Below are 25,981 nucleotides of genomic sequence, written 5' to 3' on the forward strand. Positions count from 1 at the left end.
CCCCATGGACCACCATTTCGATCTCGTCATCATCGGATCCGGATCGGGAAACTCGATCGTCGACGGGCGATTCGCCGACCGGAAGGTCGCCATCGTCGAGAAGGGCGTCGGCCCGCAGGCGGCCTACGGCGGCACCTGCCTCAACGTCGGCTGCATTCCGACGAAGATGTTCGTCCACACCGCCGACACCGCCCGCGCGCCCCAGCACGGCGCGGTACTGGGCGTCGACCTGACGCTGCGCGGCGCCGACTGGCCGGCGATACGCGACCGGATCTTCGGCCGCATCGACCCGCTCGCCTCGGGCGGCGAGCGGTACCGCGCGACGGGCAGCGACAACGTCACCCTCTATCGCGGCACGGCCCGCTTCGTGGGTGAACGCCGGCTGGCCGTGGAGACCGCTGAGGAGGCGGTCACCATCACCGCCGACCAGGTCGTGGTGGCGGCCGGCAGCCGCCCGGTCATCCCGGACGTGCCCGGCCTCGACCAGGCGCTCGGCTACCACACCAGTGACAGCGTCATGCGGATGGACCGGCTCCCGCGCCGCATGACGATCCTGGGCTCGGGCTTCATCGCCGCCGAGCTGGCCCACGTGTTCTCCGCCCTGGGCGTGGAGATCACCGTGATCGCCCGTGGCGGCGTGCTGCTGCGGCACGAGGACGCGGCCGTGGCGCGGCGCTTCACGGAACTGGCGCGGGAACGCTGGGACGTCCGCCCGCACCGCAAACTGCTGCGCGCCACCAGGGACGCGGACACGCTGCTCCTCGACCTCGAAGGCCCTCAGGGGGCGGAGACACTGCGGACCGACGAACTGCTGGTGGCGACCGGCCGCCGGCCCAACTCCGACCTCGTGGACGCCGCCGCCGGAGGACTCGCGCTGCACGCGGACGGCCGCATCGCCGTGGACGAACGGCAGGCGACCTCGGTGCCGGGAGTGTGGGCTCTCGGCGACGTCTCCTCCCCCTGGCAGCTCAAGCACGTCGCGAACCACGAGGCCCGCACCGTTCAGCACAACCTGCTGCACCCGGACGATCCGCGTACCTCGGACCACCGGTACGTGCCGCACGCCGTGTTCTCCTCCCCGAAGATCGCCGCGGTGGGGATGACCGAGCAGGAGGCACAGGCCGCCGGGCGCGACTACGTGACCTCCGCCCGGGAGTACAGCGGAGTCGCGTACGGCTGGGCGATGGAGGACACCACCAGCTTCGTGAAGCTGCTCGCCGACCCCGGCACCGGTGAGCTGATCGGCGCGCACATCATCGGCCCGGAGGCACCGACACTGATCCAGCCGCTCATCCAGGCCATGTCCTTCGGTCTCGACGCCCGGTCCATGGCCAAGGGCCAGTACTGGATCCACCCGGCCATGCCGGAAGTGGTCGAGAACGCGCTGCTGGACCTCCCGCTCGGCTGACCGGGTACGGTCGCCCACCGGAAATCCCGCGCGGCCGGGTCGTGCCCGGCCGCGCGGGACCCGCTCGGCAATCCCAGGGGCGACCCCCGACCCGGGAATGAACTCCACCGGCCGCCCGGCCCGGCGGCCTGCCCGGGCCGCCACGCGGCCCTAGGCTGGTGTGATGCTGTCGGCAGCACAACTGGCCGTTTTCGTCCCTGCCGCCCTGGCCGTGGCGGCCTCTCCGGGCGCCAACAACCTGCTGGCCTTCCGCAACGGCCTCCGCCAGGGCCCGCGCGCCGCCGCGGTGGCGCTCACCGGCCGCTTTCTCGCCTTCACGATCATGCTCGCCGTGGTCATCACCGGGCTGGGGGCGCTCCTGCACACGTCCCAGGCGGCCTTCGAGATCCTGCGCTTCGCCGGGTCCGCCTTCCTGATCGGCCTGGGCGCCTGGGTGGTGTGGTCCGCCCACACCACGGCCGACCCGGACCGGGCCCCGGACGGCGCCGATACCGGCGTCCACGCCAACGTCGGCACGGTGGGGAAACTGGCCGCCCAGGAGTTCATCACCGCCGCGGCCAACCCCAAGGCGCTGCTGCTGTTCACCGCCTTCCTCCCACAGTTCGTCGCCGCGCAGCCCGGAGCCGCACCGGCGAGTTCGCAACTCGTCACGCTGGGCGCGCTCTACATCGTCTGCGAAGCGGCCATGGCGCTGGTCTGGGCGGCGTCAGGATCCGCACTCGCCGCCCGTCAGCTGCGGCCGGCAACGCTACGCCGACTGGACCAGGCCTCCGGCGGCGCCCTGATCGCCTTCGGCGGAGGACTGGCACTGGCGGACCTCCGGCAGCGGTAATGAATGTGCCGATCCGGCCGTTCCCGGCACGCCCTACATCGGTGTGAGCACCGCCGTGGCGTAGGGGTCCAGGACGATGTGGCCTCCGTTGAGCGTCGTGGAGACGGCGGGGCCCGAACCGGTGCGGGCGCTCACCTGCTCGATGCGGAGTTCGTCCGTGGCGCCGGCCAGTGGGTTGGACTGTTCGAGTGCGACCGTGAGCGTATTGCCGGTCTTGTTGACGATGAGGAGTTTCGGCGGCCCCGCCTTCGTGATGAACCCCTGGGCGTGAATCCGGGGATCGGGGATTCCGGGGACGCCGGTGCCGGTGGACACCAAGGTGTCGCCGGCGCCGAAGTGCCGCATCAGCAGGTCGAGGGCGCGGTAGCGGGCGTTGGGCGCGCCGGTCTCCCAGTCGACCAGGGTGACGCCGGGGATCATCGTCGGGTAGTCCATGAATTCGGCGATGCCGACCAGGTCGACCCCGAGTTCGACCAGACGCGCCCACAGGTAGGACTGGACCGACGCGCTCAGTGCCCAGTATTCGTCCGGAATCTGCGGTTCGGGGTTCATGACGTCGGACGGGTAGGTGCCGAGCTCGTTGATGAACGTCCGCACTTCGGGGGCGAGCCGGCGGCGGATCGAGTCGATGTAGCGGACCTGTTCCAGGAATCCGTCGGCCTGCGCGTAGAAGATGTCGCGCCAGTGCGCGTAGGGCGGGTTCTCCTCGGTCGAGAACGGATCGCTGATTTCCGGCGAGGCGTAGAAGTGGTAGGAGAAGGCGTCGACCGGGACGCCGTCGGCGTGCCTGGCGGGATCGAGGAACTCCCAGAAGTACTCCGGGTCGCCGTGGACGTGGCTCAGTGACAGGCCGACGAACCGCATCTCCGGGTCGAGCGGCCGCAGCCGGGCCACGACGGCGTCGTAGAGGGCCCGGTAGGTCTCGGGGCCGAGCCGGTGCCCGAGGTCCGGCTCGCAGAGCACCTCCCAGTAGGCGAAGCGGTAGTGGTGGCCGGACTCGTGGCGCACGCCGAGTTCGTCGGTGAATCCGCCCGCGATGTACCAGCTGGCCACCCGGTAGAAGTAGTCGGCGACCTCCGCGAACGTCGGGTCGCGCAGTTCCGTGCCCTGCTCGTAGTCCCAGTGGTTGGCCGCGATGTCGTCCTGGACCCGGACCGGTTCCGGGGTGCGGAACATCCACGTCGGGATCGTGGCGAAGTTCGCGACGACGGGGCGCCCCTCCGCCGCGGCCATGAAGTCCTCGACGAACGGGTCGAGGTTGTCGAAGTTCCAGGAGGTCGTGGTGGCGGTCGGGGGCTCCAGAGCGGGGACCGCGATGCGCGGATGGGAGAACCAGGGGAGGAACCGCACGTAATCGGCCTTGAGGTCGCGCAGGGCGCCGAACGCGCGATCGTGGATGGGGGACTCGCGCCGCAGGGGCGGGGCCGTCCACAGGTGCGTCGTCAGGACGGTCTCGTTGACTCCCGTGGGCACGGCCCAGTCCGTGTGCACCACGTGAGCGGCCTGCCGGGCGGCCGTTCTTTCCGCGTCCGGGCCGGTGCCGGTGTGCGTAAATTCAGACGTCATACGCGCACATTAGCAACGGAAGCGTAGCTACGGCAACGTAGCTTACAGATCCGGTGATACCGGATGGCGCGTTCCAGGGCGCGCCGCCGAAGGTGTGGGCGCCCACGGGGTCCCACGGGGACTCCCACGTGATGAGGTCAGGCCGAGCGCTTCGGCCCACCCGACATCGGCGTGAACAGGACGGGCCTCGCGCGGCCCCGCCCGAACGACGGGGCCGCGTGCTCGCGGTGCACACTGCGGCGTGGTGGGCCGATCGGAACTCTCACGACGTCGCCGCCCGCGCCCGTGTCACCTCGTGCGGCGCCTTGGGTCATGCCGGGGAGGCAAGGACGCTCTCGTTGTGGGAGTCGATGAGGGGAACGAGGTCGCCGACGCCGTCGAGGATGTGCGTGTGCGGGGCCTTCTGGAGCCGCTCGCGGCCGTGCGCGCCCGTGAGGACTCCGGCGACGATTCCGGCTCCCGCTCGCGTTCCGGCGAGGAGGTCGTTGCCGGTGTCCCCGGCGACGGCGATGTGCTGGGCACTCTCGGCCCGCAGCCGGAGTGCGGCGGTCCAGATGAGATCGGGATGGGGGCGTCCGCGCCCGGCGTCGTCGGGGGAGAGGGCGAGGTCGACGAGTTCACGCCAGCCGAGGACGTCGAGCAGCCGGTCACGGATGGCGGGTGAGAACCCGGTGGTGAGCGCCGTGCGGATGCCTCGGTGCCGGAGACCGGCGAAGGTCTCGGCGGCGCCCGGCATGGGCGTGACATGTCCGGATTCGATGCGGTGGAGCAGATCCTGTTCGAACAGGTGGTGAGCGCGGCGGGCGAGACCCTCGTCGCCGCCTAGCACGCTGCGGAGCATGTCGATCTTGGAGCCACCACGGGCGGCGTGAAAGCGTTCGGCCAGATCGGGGGGTGCCCCTCCGTCCGTGACGGTGTGGACCACGGCGCGCACGGCCGCTTCGACGACTCCGTCCTCCCGTGCCGTGGTTCCAGCGAGGTCGAGGACCGCGACGCTGATGCGGGTCATCGGGCGACCTCCCGCTCGGAGATGATGGCGTCATCGCGCAGGAGCGCTTCGTCCGTGCGGTCCGGATCCCGCATGGCCAGCGCGACGGTGACGGCGTCGACGACGGCGAGGTGGGCGAGCCGGCTCGACACCGCGTCCGGGCGGAGCGTGGGGTCGGGGGAGGCGACCACGATCTCGATGTCGGCGAGTTCGCCGATGGGGGTCCCGCGGAAGCTCGTGACGAGCACGGTCCGCGCTCCGGCCGCGCGCGCGTGCCGGAAGGTGGCGTGGGTCTCGAACGAGCGCCCGGTGTGGGAGATGCCGAACGCGACCGCGGTGTCGGGGAGATGCGCGGCCGACGTGGCCTGCATGTGCGGGTCCGTGGCAACGCTGGTGGGAATCCCGAGTCGCAGCAGCCGGTAGTAGAGGTCCAGGGCGACGGGAATGGAGCTGCCCACGGCGAAGCACTCGACCCGTGAGGCAGCGACTATGGCGTCCACGGCGGCGGTGACGGCGTCGGCGTCGATGGTCGCGAGCGTGTCGGTGAGGACGCGTATCCCGGAGCGCAGCACCTTGTCGGTGATGGTCGCCACGTCGTCGTCGGGGGATACCGGCGAGGTGCTGTCCCCGGTGGTGACGAGCGCCCGCGTGGCGAGCTCGATGCGCAGACCACGGAATCCGTCGTATCCGATGGACCGGCAGAACCGCACCACCGTGGCCTCGCTCACCCCGACCCGCTCCGCGAAGGCCTTGAGGGGGAGCCGGAGCAGCTCGTGCGGTGTCGCCTCAAGCGCGTCCGCGACTCGGCGCTCGGCGCCCGACAGGGCGGGGTAGGCGCTCCTGCTCCGGGCGAGTATCTGCCTCATCGGATCCGGCGTCGCCACGGTGTCCTGCGGCGGTGATGGCATGCGCTCCTCGATTCGTGATCGTACCCGACTCGTGAAGTTTACTTTCAGTTCAGAGTCCTCGATTAGAAAGTCTACTCGTTCGACCGTTGCCAGGTCACGGAGAGGAACGCGGTGAACAGTGAACATCGAGAACCACCCGCCTGAACGCGAAGCGACACGGCCGCTCGTCGCGTTACTGGTCGTCGACGGTCTGCGCGCCGACGACCTCACCGAGTCCGTGCTCCCGAGGCTCGCCCGGATCGCCGCGGACGGGGTGCGCTGCGCTTCGGCGTCGACCGTGATCCCGTCGGTGACCCGAGCCGCTGCCGCTTCCCTGGTCACCGGCCGTCTCCCGCGTCACACCGGCGTGCTCGGCAACCGTGTCTGGACACCCGACGGGCTGCTCGACACCGCGTCGGTGCGCGACCTCCTCGCGCTGCGGTCCGCACGCGGCCGGGTCATCGAAGCGCGCACGCTCGGTGAGATCCTCGCCGCGGCGGGCCGGCGCCTGATGGCGGTGGGGACCGGCAGCCCCGGGTGCGCCTATCTGCTGCACTCCGAGGCCGCCACCGCCGGAGGCGCCGTGGTGATGGCCGCGCCCGATCCGGCCCTCGGGCCGGTGCTGCCCGTCACCCTGCGCGAAGAACTGCGCCACCGGCACGGGCCCCCACCCGCGCCCGAGGCGGACTCCACGGACGTTCTCGCCTGGGGGGTCGACGTGGCGTCAGGCCCGCTCTTCGGCCGCATCGACCCCGACGTCCTCGTGTTCTGGTGCGGAGAGCCCGACGAGGCCCGGCACGCCCACGGCCTCGACGCTCCCCGCGTTCGGGACGTCCTCGCCCGGATCGACCACGAGCTCGGCCGGCTGATCACCGCCCTGCGCGGCACCGGACGGCCCGTCGACGTGATCGTGACCTCCGATCACGGCATGGTGGACCTTCCCCCCGGAGCCCTCCTCGGCGCGGAGCTGTTCGCGGACCTCCCGCCACACCTGGCGGAGCACGCGACGATCTGCGGCAACGCCGCGGCCTTCGCCATCCACCTCCCGGAGGGAACCGGCCCGCAGGTCCGCCGGGAACTCGCCCTGTGGTGCCGCGCACAGACCTGGGCGGACGGCGTCTTCACGAGCGACCACGAGCCCCCGCCCGGAGTACTCCCCATGGCGGGAGCCGGCTGCGACCACCCGCGCCTCGGCCCCGCGGTCCTCGTGACCGCCGACCCCCGGGCCCTGCCCATCGGCACGAGCGGACGGCGCGCGGCCACGCACGGCAGCCTGCTACCCGAGGACACCGGCATCCCGCTGGTTCTGCACGGCCCCCACTTCGCCGACGGCCTCGTCGTCGACCGCCCGGTCACGGTCATGGACGTGCTGCCCACCCTGCTCCACGTCCTCGGCGTCCCGGCGCCGGACCGACTGGACGGGGTCACCATCACCGAGGCCCTCGCCGGCCACCCGACAGAAAGCCCCACCCCGTGAACAGTCCACGCATCACCGCCTCACCCACCGGCGCCCTGCGCGAACTCGCCCGCTCACTGCGGGCCGAGGGCCGCGACATCGCCGACCTCACCGCCGGCGAACTCGCCACGCCGACCCCGCCCCACATCGTCGAGGCGGCCGTCGCGGCGGCGCGCGACCCGGCGCGGCACGGCTACGGGAGCGCGGCCGGCGACCCCGCTCTCCGCGACGCCGTCGCCGACTGGGCCGGACGCAGCCTCGGCATCGCGGTGGACCGCACCCAGGTCGCCATCACCAACGGCGCGAAGCAGGCCCTCCACAACGCCCTGCGCACCCTGTCCGGCCACGGCGACGAGGTCATCGTCCCCGCCCCCTACTGGGTCACGTTCCCCGAGGCCGTGCGGCTGTCCGGTGCCGTTCCCGTCGTCGCGCACCCGCGACAGGGGAACGGCCTACCCGACGTCGCCGACCTGGAGGCGGTCCGCACCGGGGCGACCCGCGCGGTGATCATCTGCTCCCCGCACAACCCCACTGGACTCGTCCACGACGAAGCCCAGCTCGAAGCGATCGCGCGGTGGGCCGCCGCACACCACATCTGGATCATCTCCGACGACACGTACCGGGACCTGACCTTCGTCCGGACCCGTTCCACGCCCGAGTTCGCGCGGACCGCCGGATGCGACGTGGTCTCGATCGGCAGCACCAGCAAGAGCCACGCCATGACCGGGTGGCGCACGGGCTGGCTCATCGCCCCGGCGGAGGTCACCGCCACCGCGACCGCCATCCAGTCCCACACCACCTCCAACGTGGGCAGGGTGGCCCAGGCGGCGGCACTGGCCGCGCTGACCGGCCCCGACGTCGCGGCGCGGACCAGCCGCCGGCTGGTGGATCTCCGCGACGAACTCGTCGGCATCCTCCAGGACGCCGGCATCCCGATCCGGCCGCCGCAGGGCGCGTTCTACCTCTTCCCGTCGATGCCGGGCACCGACCGCGACGATGTGGCGCTGGCGAGGACGCTGCTCGAAGACGCGGGAGTCGCCGTGGTACCGGGGACGGCGTTCGGCATGCCCGGTCATGTCCGCGTCAGCTACGCGGGCGCGCCCGAGGCCGTCGCCGATGGTGTGCGACGCCTGGCGACGGCCATGGGGTCCCGCTGATGGGCGCCGTGCTTTCGGGCGGGGCGCTCGGTGCCGAGGAGGCGAGAGCCCGGCTGCGCCCGGTCGAATTCCCCGCGGCGCGGCTGCGCCTGCCGGCCCGCCTGGAGCCGTTCGCGCTGGTCACCCCGGCGATCGCGCTCCTGCTGCTGTTCGTCGTCGTCCCCGCCGTCCTCGCGTTCGCGATCGCGCTCTTCCACTGGAGCCCGCTGTCCGGCCGGAGCACGTTCGTCGGCCTCGACAACTACGTCCGGATCCTGACGAGCGGCACCCTGCGCACCGCGGTGGGCAACACGCTGCTGTACGCGGTGCTGACCGTCCCCACCTCGGTCGCCGGCGGACTGGTCGTCGCCGTCGGCATCAACGCCCTCACCCGCGGCCGGACGTTCTGGCGGGCGGTGTACTTCCTGCCGATGGCGGCCGTCCTGGTCGCCATGGCCGCCGCCTGGCGGTGGATCTTCTACCCGGAGTCCGGGCTGTTCGACCAGACCGTCGGCGGCCTCCTGGGCCGGACCGGATGGCTCAGCTCGTCCGACCTCGCCCTGCCGGGCCTGGCGATCGTCGGCAACTGGCAGAACATCGGATACGTCGCGGTGATCTTCCTCGCCGGCCTCACCGGGGTACGCAAGGACCTCCACGAGGCCGCGATGCTGGACGGGGCGAACGCCTGGCAGCGCTTCTGGCACGTCACCTGGCCGGCGATCTCCCCGGCGACCGTGTTCGCGATCGTCATATCGACCACGTCGGCGCTGCGCATGTTCGAGACGGCCCAGGTCATGACCCGCGGCGGACCCGGCGAGAGCACGACGACGCTCTCCTATCTGCTCTGGCAGCAGGGCGTCCGCAACGTCGACTTCGGATCGGCCGCGGTCACCACCGTCGTCCTCTTCCTGCTGTGCCTCCTCGTCACGGCGTGGCAGATGCGCGGCTTCGGTACCCGTCTGGAGAAGGCAGGAACGCGATGAGACCGCGCCACTGGACCGCACAGGCCGGAATCCACCTCGCCCTCGCCGTCGGCGCCGTGGCGATCCTGGCACCCTTCGGGTGGATGGTCATGGGCGCGTTCACGCCGCAGGACCAGATCTTCCGCGACGAGCTGCTGCCCGACGCGTTCACCTTCGCGAACTTCGCCGAGGTGTTCGAGGAGGTGCCGATGCTGCGGTACTACCTCAACAGCTTCGTCGCCGCCGCCACGATCTTCGTCCTCCAGGTGATCGTGTGCCTGCCCGCCGCCTACGCACTCGCCCGGCTGCGCTTCCGCGGACGGGAACTCAGCCTGTGGATCGTGCTCGCCTGCCTCATGGTCCCCACCCAGGTGGCGGCCATCCCCATCTACCTGATGTTCAGCAGGGTCGGGATCCTCGACACCTTCCCCAGCCTGGTCCTCCCTTTCGTCAGCTCCGCGTTCGGGATCTTCCTGCTCCGACAGTTCATCCTCACCATCCCCCAGTCGGTGTTCGACGCGGCCCGGCTTGACGGCGCACGGGCGTGGTCGACGCTCACCCGTGTGGTGTTCCCCCTCGTCAAGCCCGCGCTCGTCTCCTTCGGCGTGTTCAGCTTCGTGTCCCACTGGAACGACTACTTCTGGCCGTCCGTCGTGCTCCGCAGCACCGACTACGCGACTGTTCCGTACGGAATCGTGCGCTTCGTCAGCTTTGAGTCCGGGACGAGCTACGGCGCGCAGATGGCCGCCGCGCTCCTGGCGATCGCGCCGCTGCTACTCGGCTTCCTCCTCGCCCAGCGCCAGTTCATCGCCGGATTCAGCATCGTCTCCGACTGACCCCTCCCACCCCGACCCAAGGAACACACCATGGACTTAAAGACCGCCCTGAACCGTGGCGGAGCGCCCGTGCTCGCCACCGCCCTTTCGCTCTCGCTGCTCGCCGGATGCGCGTCGGACAGCGCCGGGCAGCAGCCGGACACCGAGGGAGCCACGGTGAACCTCGTCTACGCCTTCGACGGACTCTTCACCGAACCGTTCGGTGAGATCACCAGCGACCTGGAGTCGCGCACCGGCATGACCGTCGACCTCCAGCTCGCCGGCAACTCCTACGAGGACAGCCTCGCCCGCCTGCAGAACGACCTGACCGCCGGCAACCCCCCGGACATCACGATGGTCGGCCTCAACCAGGTCCGGATGCTGGCCGACGCCGGCGCCGCCGTCCCGCTCGGCGAGTTCATCGAATCCGACGACGAGTTCGACTCCGGGCAGTACAGCCAGGAGATGCTCGATCTCACCACGATCGACGGCGAAATGTACGGGATGCCGAACGCCGTCTCCACCCTGGTCATGTACTACAACGCGGACGTGTTCGCCGAGGCCGGACTCGACCCCGACGCGCCTCCGCAGACCTGGGAGGAGGTCGAGGAGGACGCCCGCGCGATCGTCGAATCCGATGCGGCCACCTACGGCCACTGGTCCGACTTCGAGAGCGTGTGGTCGTTCGAGAACTTCCTCCGATCCAACGGCGGATCGATGATGGACGACACCGAGACCGACATCGCCTTCAACGACGCCCCCGGTGTCGAGGTCCTGGAGTACTGGCGCGGCATGGTCGAGTCCGGCCTCATGCCGGCGTTCGGCACCGACGACGGCCGGGAAGCCTTCTTCCGCGGCGACGTCGCGATGGCGGTCGACTCCAGCGCCCAGGTGGGCAACTACGAGCGCACGGCCGGGTTCGACATGCGCACCGCCATGCTGCCCATCCCCGCAGACGGCGAACGCCAGGCACCAGGTGGCGGCAATGCTCTCGTCATCACCGCGACCGACCCCGAGCGCCAGCGGCTCGCGTGGGAGGCCCTCAAGGCGTTCGTGGGCCCAGAAGGGTCGACGACCACGACGGAGGCCACCGGTTATCTCCCCGTCAACGCCTACGCCGCCGAGAGCGACGAGTACCTCGCCGAGTTCCTGGACGGCAGCCCCAATCGCGCCGTCGTGCTGGAGCAGGGCACGTCGTCGCTGGTGCCCTGGTTCAGCTGGCCGGGGGAACGGGGACCCGAGATCGCCGAGGAGCTCCAGAACGGGATCTACCGGGCCGTCTCCGGCGAACAGCCACCCCAAGACGCCCTCGACCAGGCAGCCGACGCCGCGGCGGAGCTGCTGCCATGACCGCGCCGACCGACGTCACCGGAAAGACGACACCTGTGGGCGGCCGACCGGCCGGCCTGGCCCGCCCCGAGCCGGCCGGCGTCGGCATCCACGGACTCACCAAGCGCTACCACGCCGGCGCCATCGCCCTCGACCACGTCGACCTCGACTGTCCCGCCGGCGAGATCACCGTGCTCGTCGGACCTTCGGGCTGCGGGAAGACCACCCTGCTGCGGAGCATCGCCGGGCTGGAACAACCGACGAACGGCTCGATCCGCATCGCCGGCCGCGACGTCACCCGCACCGAACCGCAGCGGCGCGGCGTGGCGATGGTCTTCCAGAACTACGCCCTCTACCCCGACAAGACCGTCCGGGAGAACATCGCCTTCCCGCTTCGCATGGCGCGGGTCGGCAAAGCGGAGCGGAACGACCGGATCGACGCCGTCGCCCGGCTCCTGCGCATCGACCGGCTGCTCGACCGAAAGCCGTCCCAGCTCTCCGGCGGCCAACGACAGCGGGTCGGCATCGGCCGCGCCCTCGTCCGCGGTCCGAACGTGCTGCTCATGGACGAACCGCTCAGCAACCTCGACGCCCAGCTCCGCGTGGAGATGCGTGCGGAACTGCTCGCGCTGCAACGCGACCTGGGGACCACCATGGTCTACGTCACCCACGACCAGGTGGAGGCGCTGACCCTCGGCAGCACGGTCGTCGTCATGAACGGCGGGAAGATCTCCCAGGCGGGCACGCCCGAGCAGGTGTACACCCGGCCCGGGAACGCCTTCGTCGCCGGGTTCCTCGGTGGGATGAACCTCATCGACGGCCGTGTCGAGGCCGGTCACCTGGTCTCCGGAGAGTCCAGGATCTCGCTGCCCGGGCGCCTGCACGGCTTCCAGGGGCAACGCATCACCCTCGGCATCCGCCCGGAGTCGCTCTCCCGCGGCCACGCGGGCGACGACGAACTCGGCGCGGCCGGCCCCGTGGTGCTCACCGAGATGCTCGGCAGCGACCGCATGGTCCACATCGGCGGCCACTCCTCCCCGCTGCGGATGCGAGAAGAGCACCACGCGCCCGTCGGCGACGTCGTCACCGTGCGCGCCGACGCGGCCGACATCCACGTCTTCCTTCCCGACCACGACGGGGCAAGAGCGGAACACCCATGACCTCCACCACCCCCGAGCACATCACGGTCCTCGGAGCCGGAATCCTCGGCGCCGCCGCGGCCCACCACCTCTCCCGGCGGGGAGCCCGCGTCAGCGTCATCGACGCCCAGACCGCGGGCGATCGTGCGACGACGGCATCCTTCGCCTGCGTGAACGGCAGCGCAAAGAGCGAGCCGGCCCTCGCCGCCCTCAACGACCGCGGCGTCGCCGAGTACCACCACGTCGCCGCCGCACTCGGCGACGCGGCCGTCCGATTCACCGGCCAGCACTTCGTGGCCACGGACGCGGAATCCCTGCGCGTGGCCGAACTACGTGTGCACGCCGCACGCGCACGCGGCTACGGCGGCGAACTCCTTGACGGCGCCGCACTCCGTGAACGCGAGCCGCGCATGCGCCTCGACACCGTCCCGCTCGCGGTGGCATGGTTCGACGCCGACGGATGGGCCGACCCGGACGCGATCCGGAGGCACTTCCTCACCGGCTTACAGGTGCGCCAGCGGCGAGCCACCTCGATCGTTCCCACGTCTTCGGGGCGCCTGCGCGTCGAGTTCGCCGACGGCGACTCGACCGACACCGACCGCGTCGTCAACGCGACCGGCGCCGGCGCGCCCGACATCCACCTACCGGCGGCCCGCACCACGCGGGGCGCGGCCTCGTTCGGTCTGGTCGTTTCGGTGGACACCCCGGTCGACCTCGTGTCCACGGTGATCCGGACCCCGCGCCTGGGCATCCGCCCCGACGGCCACAACCGGGCCCTTCTGCACAGCCACGACGTGGACGCCGTGATCACCAGGGGCGAGATCACGACACACGACGCCACCGAGATCCTCCTCGACCGGGCACGGCACATGTTCCCCGACGCCGTGGGAATCAACGCCCGACGCGCGACCATCGGCCCCCGCCCGATCCCGCCCGACGGCGCCCCCTCGGTCGGAGCCCTGGCCGCCGTGCCCGGGTACTACGAGCTGTCCGCCCACAGCGGCGTCACCCTCGCCCCGCTGCTCGGACGCCTCCTCGCCGAGGAAATCCTCACCGGCGCGCACAACCCGCTAACGGCCCCCTTCCGGCCGGACCGCTTTAGAAAAGCCCCATCATGACGACGGCGAAACGATCCACGTCATCGAATTGACGAGGCCGAGGGCACACGCACGAAACCGCACGGTCCCCGGCCCGTCGGCGGTGCCGACCGTGCCCCAGCCCACGCCCGGCACCCGGCCGAGTGCCCGGCCTTAGCGGGAGATCCAGTTCCCGGGCCACTAGTGGCCCGCCTCGTCCACGTGCCGCCGGATGGCGCGGGCGTCGACGTAGGAGCCAAAGGGCTCGGACTGCGACACGCCTCCCGCGGTGGTTGCCGAGGGAATCCGGACGAGAACGTCGAGGTTCTCGTCCGGGTCGGCGGACCGGATGACGGGATCTGAAACCGGGGTAGTGCACCCGCTGGTGCACCCGGAACGCGAAAACAGGCCCTGCCTGTACGAAGTGTTTTCGCAGGTCAGGGCCTGTTTTTCGAACAGAGCGGATGACGGGAATCGAACCCGCGTTATCAGCTTGGGAAGCTGAAGTTCTACCATTGAACTACATCCGCGTGGTGACCCGCTGTGCGGCTCGTACCGAAGGTTATCGTACTCGACACCCCGGCGGTACCGGCAACTCCGGCTCGAGCGGTGGGGTGGTGCGGGTACCAGGTAAGTTCTGGATCGTGTTGCTCTGCGATCGCGATATCAGGTCGGAAATCGAGGCCGGGCGGGTCAAGATCGATCCGTATGACCCGGGGCTGGTGCAGCCGTCGAGTATCGACGTGCGGCTGGACCGGTACTTTCGGGTGTTCGAGAACCACAAGTACCCGCACATCGATCCGTCGGTGGAGCAGCCGGATCTGACTCGGCTGGTGGAGCCGGACGGGGATGAGCCGTTCGTGCTGCATCCCGGCGAGTTCGTGCTGGCGTCGACCTACGAGGTCGTGACGTTGCCGGACGACATCGCCAGCCGGCTGGAGGGGAAGAGTTCGCTGGGGCGGCTCGGGTTGCTCACGCATTCCACAGCGGGGTTCATCGATCCCGGTTTCTCGGGGCATGTCACGTTGGAGCTGTCCAACGTGGCGACGCTGCCGATGAAGCTGTACCCGGGTATGCGGATCGGGCAGCTGTGCATGTTCCGGCTGACCTCGCCGGCGGAGCATCCGTACGGGTCACAGCGGTACGGGTCGCGGTACCAGGATCAGCGGGGGCCGACGCCGTCGCGGTCGTATCTGAACTTTTCGCGGGCTCGCGTCTGACGGGTCAGTAGCCGGGGTAGCCCTGCTGCGGGCCGTAGCCGCCGGTCGTGGGGGTGGGGCGGCTGCGGCGGGGGAGGGCGTAGGCGGCGAACAGGCCGCCGAGGAAGCCGAACAGGTGGGCCTGCCAGGAGACGCCGGCCTGTTGGGGGAGGACGCCGAAGACCATCGTGCCGTAGAAGATGACGACGCAGATCATGATGACGATGTCGATCGTCTTGCGCTCGATGATGCCGCGTAGCACCAGGAAGCCGAAGTAGCCGAAAATCAGTCCGCTGGCGCCGAGCGTGACGCTGTTGGGCGGGGAGATCAGCCACACGCCCAGTCCGCTCACCACGATGATGATGAACGATGCCCCGACGAAGCGGCCCAGGCCGCTGAAGGCGACCAGTGAGCCGAGGACCAGCAGGGGCACGGTGTTGGCGGCCAGGTGGTCGAAGCCGTAGTGCAGGAACGGCGCCGTGAACACGTGGCTGAGGTCGTCGATGGCGCGGGGGCGGATGCCGTAGGTGTCGAGGGCGTTGCCCGACAGCAGGTCGAAGATCTCCAGGATCCACATCACGGCGGTCAGGGCCACGACGGCGAGGATGGCGCGTATCCGGGACTGCGTCACGCTGCCGACTCTATGCGACCTGCCCCTGCCGTGCCGAGTGGCGTGATGTCCGGTTTGCTGCTCCTCACCGACCGGACACGTGGGGGATCATTGCGTAACCGATCTGAGCTGGCCGGTTGCCGAAAAAGTGCGGCAGATCACATTCTTTCATTGAGTGGCTTAAATCACAAAACCTTGCGTCGTGCGCGCGGTTTTGCTGGGCGTAGGTCGGGGTTCCGGCTTTTCGGAACTTAAACGCGTTACCTCGCCGTGATGTCGTTCCAGGGGCTCTTTGGGATCACGTCTGTATGGTGACCTATCGACCTAAACCGGACGTAAAGTGCATGTTTCGCGGCTGCCGTCGGGCGATCGCGGCGGTTCGAGACCGGTGCACTGTCTCGGCGGCCGAGCGACCGAAGAGGAGACCGTGCCAGCAGTACGCGCAGCCCAGCTGTACAAGATATTCGGAAAACGCGCGAGCAGAGCGGTTCAGCTGCTCTCCGACGGGCGGCACCGCGACGAGATCGGCCACCTGAACGTGACGGCGGCCGTCATCGACGTCTCCTTCGAGGTCCGGGCGGGCGAGATCTTCGTCGTCATGGGCCTGTCGGGGTCCGGCAAGTCGACGCTGATCCGGATGCTGAACGGCCTGCTGGAGCCGACCTCCGGCTCGGTGGAGATCGACGGGACCGACATCACCCGGCTGTCCGGGGCCGAGCTGCGCCGGCTGCGCAGCCGCAAGATCAGCATGGTGTTCCAGCACTTCGCGCTGTTCCCGCACCGCAGCGTGCTGGAGAACGCCGCCTACGGCCTTGAGGTCCGCGGCGTCGCCCGCGAGGAACGGCTGGAGCAGGCGCGCCACGCGCTCGGGCTGGTCGGCCTCGCCGGGTGGGAGGACCGGCTGCCGCACCAGCTCTCCGGCGGCATGCAGCAGCGCGTCGGGCTGGCCCGCGCGCTGGCCGCCGACACCGACATCATTCTCATGGACGAGGCCTTCAGCGCGCTGGACCCGCTGATCCGCCGCGACATGCAGGCGCAGCTGCTGGAACTGCAGGCCACCCTCGGCAAGACCATCATCTTCATCACCCACGACCTCAACGAGGCCATGCGGCTGGGCGACCGCATCTGTGTGCTGCGGGACGGCCGGGTCGCGCAGATCGGCACCGCCGAAGAGATCCTCAACGACCCGGCGAACGACTACGTCGCCCAGTTCGTCGAGGACGTCGACCGGACCCGCGTGCTCACCGCGTCCTCCGTGATGGAGCCGCCGATCCCGGTGATCGACCCGGCCAACGGCCCACGCGCGGCGTTGCGCACCATGCGGGACAACCAGACCGTCTCGGCGTTCGTCGTGCGGCGGAACCGGCAGCTCGTCGGGGCCGTGCGCGAGGGCGCCATCGGCGAGGCCGTCCGCACCGGGGTCACCGAGCTCGACGGGCTCATCGACACCGGCATCGAACGCGTCCACCCCGACACCGCCGTGGCCGACCTGTTCCACCAGGCCGCCGAGAGCCCCTACCCGCTCGCGGTGGTGGACGACGACGGCCGGCTGGTCGGCGTGATCCCGCGGGTCACGCTGCTCGCCGCGCTCGCCCCCGCCAACGGTGAGAGCGGCGATCGGAGCGGCCCGCCCGACGCCGACGCCGTGGTGACTCCGGCCCCGGAGGCCCCCGCCCCGGCCGCGCAGGACGACGAGGGGAGGGAGCGGTAATGGAGATCACGCTGCCCAAGGCCCCCGTCGGCGCCTGGTTCGAGGCCGCCATCCGGTGGCTGCAGCTCACGTTCCGCCCGCTGTTCGACGTCATCGGCGAGGCGATCGGCGTCAGCGTCGACACCCTGGTCGACCTGCTCACCGAGCCCACGGCCGCCCAGCTCACCGTTCTCGCCACGGCGGTCATCGCCTTCGGGGCGGTCCGCCGCGGCCGGGCCAGGCCGGTGGGTATCGCGGTGCTGGTCTGGCTGGTGCTGGCCGTCGCCGAGGCCGCGGCCGGAGTCGCGGCCCTCGCGGTCCAGAACCTGCCCGCCCCGCTGTTCCTGTGGGCCATGAACCTGTTCGGCGCGGAGTACACGGATCCGCAACTGGTCCTCGCGCTGCTGCTGCTCGCGGCGGTGGTCGCGATCAGCTTCGCGGTGCCGTCCGCCCGGCAGCGCGGGCTGGCCCTCGGCGCCACGGCGGCGCTGCTCGCGGTCTTCGTGGTGCACCACATTCTCGGCGTGCAGCTCGCGCTGGTGGTGGTGCTGCTGTTCACCGCGCTGGCGCTGGTCGTGGCCGGCTGGCGGCTCGCGCTGTTCGCGCTGCTCGGCTTCCTGCTGATCCTCAGCATGGACAAGTGGGAGGCGGCCATGAGCAGCCTCGCGCTCATCCTGGTCGCCACCGCCGTCGCCGTGGTCATCTCGGTGCCCATCGGCATCCTCGCCGCCTACAACGACCGCGTCAGCCGGATCGTGAAGCCGGTCCTGGACTTCATGCAGACGCTGCCGGCGTTCGTCTACCTGATCCCCGCGATCTCGTTCTTCGGGGTCGGCCAGGTGCCGGGCATCATCGCCACCGTCATCTTCGCGATGCCCCCGGGGGTGCGGCTCACCGAGCTGGGCATCCGCCAGGTCGACAAGGAGCTGATCGAGGCGGGCGAGGCGTTCGGCGCGCCCGACCTGCAGATCCTGCGGCGCATCCAGCTGCCCCTCGCGCTGGCCACGATCATGGCCGGAATCAATCAGGTGATCATGCTCAGCCTGTCCATGGTCGTCATCGCCGGCATGGTCGGCGCCGGTGGCCTCGGCAACGACGTCTACACCGGCATCGCGCGCAGTGACGTGGCGCTCGGCTTCGAGGGCGGAATCGCGGTGGTCATCCTCGCGATCTTCCTGGACCGGCTCACCGGGGCGGTGACCCGCTTCTCCCCGGCGGCCCGGGCGCAGCGCGCCGCGCGGTGACCGCCCACGACGACCACGACGGGCGGCCGCGGCGCCGCGCTCCGCGGCCTCCCGTCGCCACCCCCGCACAGGAAGGAAGAGGACACGTGCGAGTCACGGAACGCACCGGCCGATCGCTCGGCCTGGGGGCCGCGGTCGCCGCACTGGCGCTGCTCGCCACCGCGTGCAACGGCGAAGGCGGCGGAGTCGCCACCGGCCCGCAGGACGGCGACCCCGCCGGCCAGGAGATCAGCATCGGCATGATCCCCTGGGAGGAGGACATCGCGGTCACCAACCTGTGGAAGGTGGTCCTGGAGGAGAAGGGCTACGACGTCACGATCGAGAACGTCGACGTCGCACCGCTGTACGAAGGCATGGCCGGCGGCGACGTCGACCTCTTCCTCGACACGTGGCTGCCCGACACGCACGGCGACTACTGGGAGCAGTACCAGGACCAGCTTGAGGACATCGGCACCTGGTACGACGAGGCCACCCTGGAACTCACGGTGCCGTCCTATGTCGAGGACGTCGACTCCATCGCCGACCTGCAGGGCCGTGAGGACGAGTTCGGCGGCGAGATCGTGGGCATCGAGGCCGGCTCCGGCCTGGTCCGCACGGTCAAGGAGAACGCCATCCCCGGTTACGGGCTGGAGGACTACCAGCTCGTGGAGTCCTCCACGGCGGCCATGCTGACCGAGCTGGAGAGCGCGATCAACGCGGAAGAGCCCATCGTCGTCACGCTGTGGCGGCCGCACATCGCCTACGCCCAGTACGACCTGAAGGACCTTGAGGACCCCGAGGGCCTCATGGGCGAGGGCGAGCAGATCCACATGGTCGGCCGGTCCGGCTTCGGCGCGGACTTCCCCGAGCTGAACGGCTGGCTGCAGAACTTCCGGCTCACCGACGAGCAGCTCGGCGAGCTGGAACAGAGCGTCCTGGTGGACCACGAGGACGACGAGGAGGAGGGCGCCCGCGCCTGGCTGCGCGAGAACCCCGGCTTCCTCGAAGAGGTCATGGGCGAGGACGCCGCCGACCTCAGCTTCTGACCCGTACGCCCGGAATGGGCGAGGGGCCGCCCCCATGTCACGGGGGCGGCCCCTCGGCGTTCCGTCGCGGCGCGCGGCCACCGGCCGGTGCACCGAGGTCACGACCGGTCGGACGAACCGCCCGACGTCAGGGAGCGGTCGCGCGGCGGCACCCCGGCCGCGCTCATGAAGGCGTCGATCCGCGCCGGTGAGACCATCCCGGTCAGCGGCAGGTACGGCCGGCTGGCCCGGCGGCCCGCCACGGAGGGGAAATTGCGCGGCCGCCCGGTGACGTCGCACAGCCCGAGCGAGCGGGTCCGGCCGCGCAGCACGTAGTAGGAGCCGATCTCACCGAACGGGATCCGCACCACGTAACGCCCGCGCGTGTAGCGGAACTCGTCGGTGTCGATCTCCAGGACGGGCTGGTGCATCCGGGACCCGTGCCAGGCGAGCGCCGCGCCGCCGAGCAGCAGGATGATCCCGAACGTCAGGTTCAGCCATCCCGCCGGGTCGAGCGCGACGAGGACGGCCCCGGCGGCGACCAGCGCGGCGCCGCCCCACAGCTCCGCGTGCTTGCGGCCCAACGGGCAGACCAGGCGAACCCTCTCGGTCACAGACACGCCTCTCTTGGTGTGCGTCACAGCGAATGGTGGGAACCGACGAAGGAACACTATCGGGTTCGCGGGGGCCAGAACGGCCGAATCCGCAACGTCTGAAACACCGAAATCCGGCTGTCCGGAAACGCGGAAACCGTTGTGGCGCAGGCGATGCCGACGCCGGGACGGGCGGGCCGTCCCGGCCGCCGTCCCGCCGCGGCCGGGCGTGTCCGCGGCACCGCCCGAAGACGCCCGAGGGGCGGCTCACACGTTCCACCGCCCGGCCGGAGTCTCCGGCCGGTAGCCGGAGATGAGCTCGGCGTCGCGATGGTCGTGGCACAGCGGGTCATCGCCGTCGCGGGGCAGGACGCACCCGGGATCGGCGCAGCGGCGCTCGCCGAGAGCGGCGCGCAGTTCGCGGACATGGGTGTGGCAGTGCGAGAGGTCGGGATCGGTCAGCTCGATGCAGTCGGGGACGGCGCACACCCGTACGCCGTTCATCCAGCGGGACAGCAGCACCCACCAGGGGCGGGCGGCGGGACCCCGGGAGGCGGGGGCGGGGTCGGGGACTGACATAGCCCCAAGTTCAGCGGGTGGGCGGTGATCGGCAAGCGGATCGGCCACCTCCGGCCGAATGCGCCCGGCGGCGTTTCCGGCGCGGCGCCCGGGGGACCCGGCCCGGCGGCCGGCGGACCAGGCGCGACGCCGGGCGGCCCGGTTGCGGGCCGGCGGGAAACCGGGTGATCCGGGCCGGACGAAGCCGCGGTCCGCCGCTCCGGGCCCGCTCCGGCGGCGTCCCGCGGCGGCCGTGCGCACCCGCCGTCCGGCCCTGGCCGCGCGCGGGGCCGGGTGCCACAATGGCGGCGAGTACGGGCTGCCGGACCCGGCCGCCCTTCGGTGAATCATGCGGAGGCGGGCGGTGCGGCGGACGAACTGGGCGGGCAACCTCACCTTCGGCGCCGGACGCGTCCTCCGGCCCTCGTCGCTGGCCGAGCTCCAGCGGGCGGTCGCCGGAGCGGACCGGCTGCGCGCCCTCGGTAGCGCGCACTCCTTCAACGACATCGCCGACTCCCCCGGCGTCCAGGTGGACGTCTCCGGACTGCCGGCGACCGTCGAGGTGGACGGCGCCGCCCGGACCGTCCGGGTGGCCGCCGGGATCCGGTACGCCGAACTGGGCCGGCGGCTGCACACGCTCGGGTACGCGCTGCACAACCTTGGGTCGCTGCCGCACATCTCGGTCGCCGGTTCCTGCGCGACCGCGACGCACGGCTCCGGTGTCCGCAACGGCAACCTGGCCACCGCCGTCGCCGCCCTGGAGCTGGTGACGGCCGACGGCGACGTCGTCACGCTGGACCGGCGGGCCGACGGCGACCGGTTCCGCGGCGCCGTCGTCGGGCTCGGCGCGCTCGGTGTGGTCACCAGCCTCACGCTCGACATCGAGCCCGCGTTCGAGATGCGCCAGTACGTGTACGAGGGGCTGCCCCTCGACGTCCTCGACGACCACTTCGACGACGTCGTCTCCAGCGCCTACAGCGTCAGCCTGTTCACCGACTGGCGCGGGCCGCGGATCGGCCAGGTGTGGGTGAAGCACCGCGCCGACGACCCCGCCGCCGGAACCCCGCCGCCGGACTGGTTCGAGGCCAAGCCCGCCGACGGCCCCCGCCACCCCGTACGCGGCATGCCCGCCGGGAACTGCACGGAGCAACTGGGCGTTCCCGGGCCCTGGCACGAGCGGCTTCCGCACTTCCGGTCCGGATTCGTCCCGAGCAGCGGCGAGGAGCTCCAGTCGGAGTTCTTCGTCGCCCGCCGGCACGCCCGGGCCGCGGTACGCGCCCTGTACGGGATCCGGGACCGGGTGAGCCCGGTGCTGCACGTCTCCGAGATCCGCACCGTCGCGGCCGACGAGCTGTGGCTGAGCCCCGCCTACCGGCAGGACGTCGTCGCCTTCCACTTCACCTGGACCAGGGACGACGCGGCGGTCCGCCCCGTCATCGCGCTGGTCGAGGAGGCGCTGGCCGGCCTCGGCGCCCGGCCGCACTGGGCGAAGCTGTTCGCGACACCGCCCGCGACGCTGGCGGAACGCTACCCGCGATTCGCCGACTTCCAGGCGCTGGCGCGGGAGTTCGACCCGGCCGGGAAGTTCCGCAACGCCTTCATCGATCGCCACCTGCCGGCCGCCTGACCGCGTAGGCCGGTGCCGGCCGGCACCGGAATCCTCCGGACCGACGGCGGCCGTCCCCACTGCACATCGCCGCGTGGCGTAGCCGCGTCCCCACCCGCGCACGGGCGGCACACCCCGTGACCACCTCCCGTCCCCCCTGGTTGCCTGGTCCGGCACGTACGACCCGGCCGCTCCGGGCCGGACGCGGGCCCGGTCCGTCACGGCGCCCTCGATCGTCCCGTGGGCGGCGACAGACGAGAGGCGGTCCGGTGACGCTACGGACGCGAGGGGTGCTGGTCTTCCTGCTGCTCAGCTTCGGGCTGGCCTGGGGAGGGATGTTCGGAGCCGTCGCGCTCGGGTGGTCCCTGGTCGACCCGCTGGTGCAGCTCGCCACGATCGCGTTCACCCCCGCCATCGCGGCCGTGGTGGTGCGCCGGTGGGTGACGCGGGAGGGCTTCGCCGATGCCGGTCTCCGGCCGCGGCTGCGGAGCGCCTGGCCGTACTACCTGGCGGCGCTTGCCGGGCCTCCGGCGCTGGTGGCGGCCACGGCCGGGCACGCCGCCGTGCTGGGGTTGTGGACGCCCGACCTGGCCCCGCTGAACCAGGCGGTTCCCGGGGTCCCCGGCTGGCTCTTCGTGCTGCTGCTGGTGGCGGCGATGCCGCTGCTCACGCCCGTGTACCTCGGGGAGGAGTTCGGCTGGACCGGCTACCTGCGGACGCGGCTGTTCCCGGGCCGTCCGGTCGCCGCGACCGTCGCCACCGGCCTCGTCTGGGCCGTGTGGCACTACCCGCTCGCGTTCCTCGGCTACATCCACTTCGACAACGTCGTCCTCGGGCTGGGCGTCTGGACGGTGTCGTTCCTGCTCCAGGAGATCGTGCTGTCCTGGCTGTGGCTGAACAGCGGCAGCGTGTGGACGGCGAGCCTGGCGCACGCCGGCAACAACATGGTGTGGTCGCTGCTCAACACCATCCTGCTGACGGAGGGCGGCGGGGTGGCCGACTTCGCCGTCATGGTGGTGGGCCTGGTGCCCCTGGCGGCGCTGTGCGGCTGGATCATTCTCAGCGGCCGGCTGCGGGGCCGGAGCGGGCTGCCGGGCGGGCCGGCCGCCGAGGCGGGGGACGGGCGGGACACCGTTCCGCCGGTCGGGTCCGCCGTCGAGCGCGCCGCGGGGGAGTAGCCGGCCGCCCGCAGCCGGATTTATGCCGGGCGCGACCGCGATCAGCCGTCCGGGAAATGCTGGCGCAGGCTGTTGGCGGGCGGAGCGGATTCCTTACCGGTCCGCGCACCGACACCGAGGCCGAAGGGGCGCGGTTGGTGCCGCCGGACCGCCCCCTCATGACGGTCCGGCGGATCTGGGGGGCCGGCCACCCCGCCGGTGGGCAGTGGGCGGGGCGGCCGGGTGCCGGGGCGGAGGGGCCCCGGCGCCGCGCGCTGGCCGGACGGCCACGTGCCGGCTCGCGCGCGGGTCTAGGCGAGGACGTCGACGCGGCGATCGATCCTCGGGGAACAGAGAGGCGGCACGGTCGGGATCAGGCGGGCGTAGGCGGCGCGCAACGCGGCCTCGATCTCGGCGCGGGTGGTGGCTTCGATCAGGTAGCCGGGGCCGAGCGCCCACCACCGCCGGGTGCTGCGGCCGTACCAGATCACCGAGCACCCCCGGCCGGAGCGGGCGGCGGAGCGTGAAGGTAGAGCCGGACACGCTCAGACTCGGGGGATGTCTCAGCGGCAGTGATCACCGCCGCGAGACCAGCCGGCGTGGCTGCTCGCACGGTGCCGTACACCGAGTGGTGAGCGGCGTACAGCCACCCCCTGGGCCTGTTCGGCACTGGCAGGATTTCCCACGCGGGGTGGGCTTCTCGCAGGTCACGCAGCGCCGCCTGATCGGTGCTCTGCGGACCGGGGATGGCCCGCGCCTGGGCGCGCGCCGTGAGTGCGGTACCGGCCGGTCGGCCGACCGCAGCCGCCTCGGGGCGGCCGACGGCGCCGACCACAGGGCGCAACCACGCGGCCAGCAGGGGAAGGGACAGGATGAACAGTCTCATCGTGGGACCTCACGGGTTGTGCGGCTGGGAAGGCCGCAGGAACACGAACACCAGGGAGCCGCGCGGCCGGTGACCGCCAAGCCGACGGCCGCGCGACGGCGAGGGGAACGGGGGTGCGGCAGACTGGGGCCGTGACCGCCAATCCGCTCGCGCCCCTCTATGCCCCAACAAGTCCCATATGAGACCCTGTTTATAGGGGCTAAACTCCTCGCGTATCGAGACGGTAACCCAGAGGCGCACTCGAACGCAATAGGGGGGCTAAAGTCCGCGTGAGCGACCTACCAGCAGAGGACGACCATGGATGCGAGGACCCTTCACGACATCGCGGCTATCGCCGATCCCCTCGACAGGGCGCTCGCCGCGTCAAGCGCGATGGCGACACTCCAGGGCCAGTCCGTCGAGCTGTCGCGCATCCGCCGCGGCGCCATCATCGAGGCGCAGGAAGCGGGGCTACGTCAGGACGACATCGCCCGACGGTTGGGCGTGACGCCGGGGCGAGTCAGCCAGATGAAGAAGGCCGGAGCCGGCGACGGTGAACACCGGGCGCCCACGGGACCGGTCGAGCCTCGGCCGCGGGTCCTGGTCGAGCGCGCTCTCCCCACGCCGCCAACCGTGCGTGGATCGAAGTCGCTCTACCTGACGGAGGCCGAACGGCAGGGACTCACGCCCAAACGCGAAATGCTGTTCGTCGGACAGGAACCGGCCAACGAACACGTGGCTGCCGGTCTGCGTCTGGAAGCGGGCGCCCCGGTCATCGCGCGCCGCAAGATGTTCTGGGCCAATGACGTTCCGGTGCGCATCGCGACCTCGTACTTCCGGTTGGACGTCGGTGAGAACACGCGGCTCGACTCTGAGGGCTTCGTGCTCCCGACCCTCCAAGCGGCGCTTGAGGAGATGGGGCACCAGTTCAGCCACGCGACCGAGACGCTAACCGCCCGGCCGGCTACACCGTATGAGGCCGACCTGCTCGACATTGCGGGCGAGTGGGTCGTGCAGGTTCTCCGCGTGAGCGTCAGCACGGACGATGTGCCCATCCACGCGTTGGAGACGATCTGCGCCGCGACGCGGCATGTTTTCCCGATTGGCCAGGTTGCGGGCAGCGATCAGTTCTGATCGTGGAAACGCCACAGGCCCCGCTCGGCGGGGCCTGTCGCCTACATCCCTGGTGGGATGTTCCCGCCAGAGATCGTAGCGGACAGTCCACCATCACCCCGACGAGTGGGTCGGGCCTCCGGGGCCTCCAGCGCTACCCCGCCCGGCGCGCACAGGCTCTGCCAAGTTGGGGGACCCTCGTCCATGCCAGCGGCTACTCGACCAGCTCCTGCGGCGAGCGGAATCGGCGCCCCGCGCCGTGGGGCGGGCACCGAACGCCCTGTTCGGCCGGGGTCTCACCGAGGAGGAGGCGCGGACGCTGTACGGCGCCGGGGGCTACGCGCGGCTCGCCGATATCAAGGCGCGCCATGACCCGGACCGGCTGTTCCGGGGGAGCCGGTCCCGGGCCGGGGCGTCGGCGAAGTGACGGCCGGAGCATGACGATCCCGGTCCGCCGGTGCGGCGCCCTGAGGGGCGTGCCGGTGGCGCCGTCCGGGTGGGGCCCGGGGCGGGAATTGACGGTCCGGCGCCGGTTTCTTCCCGGTGCCGGACCGCTGCCGGTCACCGGGCCGGAAAAACCCTGGAAAGGGAGACCGGGCCCGGCGGCGGGACCGACGCGGCGGCGCGGGGGGTGCGGCGCCGTGGCGGCCGGCCGGGGTGGGCGGGCGAGATGGCGGCGGCCAGGGGGGCGATCACCGGCGCGGTGAACTCGGGGGCGAGCTCGGTGCTTTCCGGTTTTGCGGCAAAA

General features: G+C 71.3%; 24 protein-coding genes and 1 tRNA gene. 17 read left to right on the forward strand and 8 right to left on the reverse strand.

The genetic code is table 11. The features are described 5' to 3' along the window. Positions 1–4 precede the first annotated feature (4 nt). Together ACFQRF_RS11080 and ACFQRF_RS11085 are read left to right on the forward strand one after the other, a co-directional pair. Positions 5–1,408, forward strand: a complete 1,404-nt coding sequence (locus ACFQRF_RS11080) for a mycothione reductase (protein WP_379870934.1) — start codon at positions 5–7, stop codon at positions 1,406–1,408. A gap of 163 nt (positions 1,409–1,571) precedes the next feature. Next, positions 1,572–2,240 (forward strand): LysE family translocator, encoded by a 669-nt coding sequence (locus ACFQRF_RS11085; RefSeq protein WP_379870935.1) that lies wholly within the window; start codon positions 1,572–1,574, stop codon positions 2,238–2,240. Positions 2,241–2,273: 33 nt separating this feature from the next. On the opposite strand, the gene ACFQRF_RS11090 is transcribed toward ACFQRF_RS11085, so the two are convergent. The 3 genes from ACFQRF_RS11090 to ACFQRF_RS11100 all read right to left on the reverse strand — a co-directional run bounded on the left by ACFQRF_RS11090 (position 2,274) and on the right by ACFQRF_RS11100 (position 5,660). Next, positions 2,274–3,806 carry a hypothetical protein gene (locus ACFQRF_RS11090; protein ID WP_379870936.1) on the reverse strand — a complete coding sequence of 511 codons (1,533 nt, stop codon included), beginning with the start codon at positions 3,804–3,806 and terminating at the stop codon, positions 2,274–2,276. A gap of 310 nt (positions 3,807–4,116) precedes the next feature. Then, positions 4,117–4,815 carry an HAD family hydrolase gene (locus ACFQRF_RS11095; protein WP_379870937.1) on the reverse strand — a complete coding sequence of 233 codons (699 nt, stop codon included), beginning with the start codon at positions 4,813–4,815 and terminating at the stop codon, positions 4,117–4,119. Next, the gene (locus tag ACFQRF_RS11100) at positions 4,812–5,660 is read right to left on the reverse strand and encodes a MurR/RpiR family transcriptional regulator (protein ID WP_379870938.1); all 849 of its coding nucleotides are present in this window, start codon (positions 5,658–5,660) and stop codon (positions 4,812–4,814) included. Before ACFQRF_RS11100 ends, ACFQRF_RS11095 begins: the two co-directional genes overlap by 4 nt. A 160-nt stretch (positions 5,661–5,820) precedes the next feature. Between ACFQRF_RS11100 and ACFQRF_RS11105 the strand changes: the two genes are divergently transcribed. The 7 genes from ACFQRF_RS11105 to ACFQRF_RS11135 are packed head-to-tail and all read left to right on the forward strand — an operon-like array spanning position 5,821 to position 13,636. After that, on the forward strand, positions 5,821–7,158 hold the full coding sequence (locus ACFQRF_RS11105; protein WP_379870939.1) for an alkaline phosphatase family protein: 1,338 nt from the start codon (positions 5,821–5,823) through the stop codon (positions 7,156–7,158). Next, positions 7,155–8,294, forward strand: a complete 1,140-nt coding sequence (locus ACFQRF_RS11110; protein WP_379870940.1) for a pyridoxal phosphate-dependent aminotransferase — start codon at positions 7,155–7,157, stop codon at positions 8,292–8,294. Before ACFQRF_RS11105 ends, ACFQRF_RS11110 begins: the two co-directional genes overlap by 4 nt. Then, the gene (locus ACFQRF_RS11115) at positions 8,294–9,256 is read left to right on the forward strand and encodes a carbohydrate ABC transporter permease (RefSeq protein ID WP_379870941.1); all 963 of its coding nucleotides are present in this window, start codon (positions 8,294–8,296) and stop codon (positions 9,254–9,256) included. The genes ACFQRF_RS11110 and ACFQRF_RS11115 overlap by 1 nt, the downstream gene beginning before the upstream one ends. Next, positions 9,253–10,071 (forward strand): carbohydrate ABC transporter permease, encoded by an 819-nt coding sequence (locus tag ACFQRF_RS11120; RefSeq protein WP_379870942.1) that lies wholly within the window; start codon positions 9,253–9,255, stop codon positions 10,069–10,071. The genes ACFQRF_RS11115 and ACFQRF_RS11120 overlap by 4 nt, the downstream gene beginning before the upstream one ends. A gap of 30 nt (positions 10,072–10,101) precedes the next feature. After that, a complete protein-coding gene (locus ACFQRF_RS11125; protein ID WP_379870943.1) occupies positions 10,102–11,400 on the forward strand; it encodes an ABC transporter substrate-binding protein in 1,299 nt (432 codons plus the stop codon). Then, on the forward strand, positions 11,397–12,539 hold the full coding sequence (locus ACFQRF_RS11130) for an ABC transporter ATP-binding protein (protein ID WP_379870944.1): 1,143 nt from the start codon (positions 11,397–11,399) through the stop codon (positions 12,537–12,539). The genes ACFQRF_RS11125 and ACFQRF_RS11130 overlap by 4 nt, the downstream gene beginning before the upstream one ends. Continuing rightward, on the forward strand, positions 12,536–13,636 hold the full coding sequence (locus ACFQRF_RS11135) for an NAD(P)/FAD-dependent oxidoreductase (protein ID WP_379870945.1): 1,101 nt from the start codon (positions 12,536–12,538) through the stop codon (positions 13,634–13,636). The genes ACFQRF_RS11130 and ACFQRF_RS11135 overlap by 4 nt, the downstream gene beginning before the upstream one ends. A 417-nt stretch (positions 13,637–14,053) precedes the next feature. Here ACFQRF_RS11135 and ACFQRF_RS11140 read toward each other — a convergent pair. Continuing rightward, positions 14,054–14,124 (reverse strand) — tRNA-Gly (locus tag ACFQRF_RS11140). On the opposite strand from ACFQRF_RS11140, the gene dcd reads away from it, so the two are divergent. Then, complete coding sequence (dcd, locus tag ACFQRF_RS11145; RefSeq protein WP_379870946.1) at positions 14,110–14,814, forward strand: dCTP deaminase; 705 nt, start codon at positions 14,110–14,112, stop codon at positions 14,812–14,814. The genes ACFQRF_RS11140 and dcd overlap by 15 nt on opposite strands. A 4-nt stretch (positions 14,815–14,818) precedes the next feature. Here dcd and ACFQRF_RS11150 read toward each other — a convergent pair whose 3' ends face one another. Then, entirely contained in the window at positions 14,819–15,424 is a 606-nt protein-coding gene (locus ACFQRF_RS11150) for a rhomboid family intramembrane serine protease (RefSeq protein ID WP_379870947.1), read from the reverse strand. A 439-nt stretch (positions 15,425–15,863) separates the two neighbouring features. Between ACFQRF_RS11150 and ACFQRF_RS11155 the strand changes: the two genes are divergently transcribed. The 3 genes from ACFQRF_RS11155 to ACFQRF_RS11165 all read left to right on the forward strand — a co-directional run bounded on the left by ACFQRF_RS11155 (position 15,864) and on the right by ACFQRF_RS11165 (position 19,362). Beyond that, the gene (locus ACFQRF_RS11155) at positions 15,864–17,114 is read left to right on the forward strand and encodes a quaternary amine ABC transporter ATP-binding protein (RefSeq protein WP_417498559.1); all 1,251 of its coding nucleotides are present in this window, start codon (positions 15,864–15,866) and stop codon (positions 17,112–17,114) included. Beyond that, positions 17,114–18,337 (forward strand): ABC transporter permease, encoded by a 1,224-nt coding sequence (locus tag ACFQRF_RS11160; protein WP_379870949.1) that lies wholly within the window; start codon positions 17,114–17,116, stop codon positions 18,335–18,337. Before ACFQRF_RS11155 ends, ACFQRF_RS11160 begins: the two co-directional genes overlap by 1 nt. An 86-nt stretch (positions 18,338–18,423) precedes the next feature. After that, positions 18,424–19,362 (forward strand): glycine betaine ABC transporter substrate-binding protein, encoded by a 939-nt coding sequence (locus ACFQRF_RS11165; RefSeq protein ID WP_379870950.1) that lies wholly within the window; start codon positions 18,424–18,426, stop codon positions 19,360–19,362. A gap of 98 nt (positions 19,363–19,460) precedes the next feature. Here ACFQRF_RS11165 and ACFQRF_RS11170 read toward each other — a convergent pair whose 3' ends face one another. Together ACFQRF_RS11170 and ACFQRF_RS11175 are read right to left on the reverse strand one after the other, a co-directional pair. Beyond that, on the reverse strand, positions 19,461–19,955 hold the full coding sequence (locus tag ACFQRF_RS11170) for a hypothetical protein (RefSeq protein WP_379870951.1): 495 nt from the start codon (positions 19,953–19,955) through the stop codon (positions 19,461–19,463). Positions 19,956–20,201: 246 nt separating this feature from the next. Next, a complete protein-coding gene (locus tag ACFQRF_RS11175) occupies positions 20,202–20,513 on the reverse strand; it encodes a hypothetical protein (protein ID WP_379870952.1) in 312 nt (103 codons plus the stop codon). 343 nt (positions 20,514–20,856) lie between these two features. Between ACFQRF_RS11175 and ACFQRF_RS11180 the strand changes: the two genes are divergently transcribed. Beyond that, positions 20,857–22,119 (forward strand): FAD-binding protein, encoded by a 1,263-nt coding sequence (locus tag ACFQRF_RS11180; RefSeq protein ID WP_379870953.1) that lies wholly within the window; start codon positions 20,857–20,859, stop codon positions 22,117–22,119. A gap of 248 nt (positions 22,120–22,367) precedes the next feature. Beyond that, entirely contained in the window at positions 22,368–23,276 is a 909-nt protein-coding gene (locus tag ACFQRF_RS11185; RefSeq protein WP_379870954.1) for a CPBP family intramembrane glutamic endopeptidase, read from the forward strand. A 290-nt stretch (positions 23,277–23,566) separates the two neighbouring features. Here ACFQRF_RS11185 and ACFQRF_RS11190 read toward each other — a convergent pair whose 3' ends face one another. Beyond that, positions 23,567–23,746, reverse strand: a complete 180-nt coding sequence (locus ACFQRF_RS11190) for a hypothetical protein (protein ID WP_379870955.1) — start codon at positions 23,744–23,746, stop codon at positions 23,567–23,569. Between the two features lie 692 nt (positions 23,747–24,438). Here ACFQRF_RS11190 and ACFQRF_RS11195 point away from each other — a divergent pair. Continuing rightward, the gene (locus ACFQRF_RS11195; RefSeq protein ID WP_379870956.1) at positions 24,439–25,254 is read left to right on the forward strand and encodes a GntR family transcriptional regulator; all 816 of its coding nucleotides are present in this window, start codon (positions 24,439–24,441) and stop codon (positions 25,252–25,254) included. Positions 25,255–25,420: 166 nt separating this feature from the next. Then, positions 25,421–25,660, forward strand: a complete 240-nt coding sequence (locus ACFQRF_RS11200) for a BBE domain-containing protein (RefSeq protein WP_379870957.1) — start codon at positions 25,421–25,423, stop codon at positions 25,658–25,660. Positions 25,661–25,981: the final 321 nt, after the last annotated feature.

Source organism: Marinactinospora rubrisoli (assembly GCF_042664915.1).
Classification (GTDB): domain Bacteria; phylum Actinomycetota; class Actinomycetes; order Streptosporangiales; family Streptosporangiaceae; genus Marinitenerispora; species Marinitenerispora rubrisoli.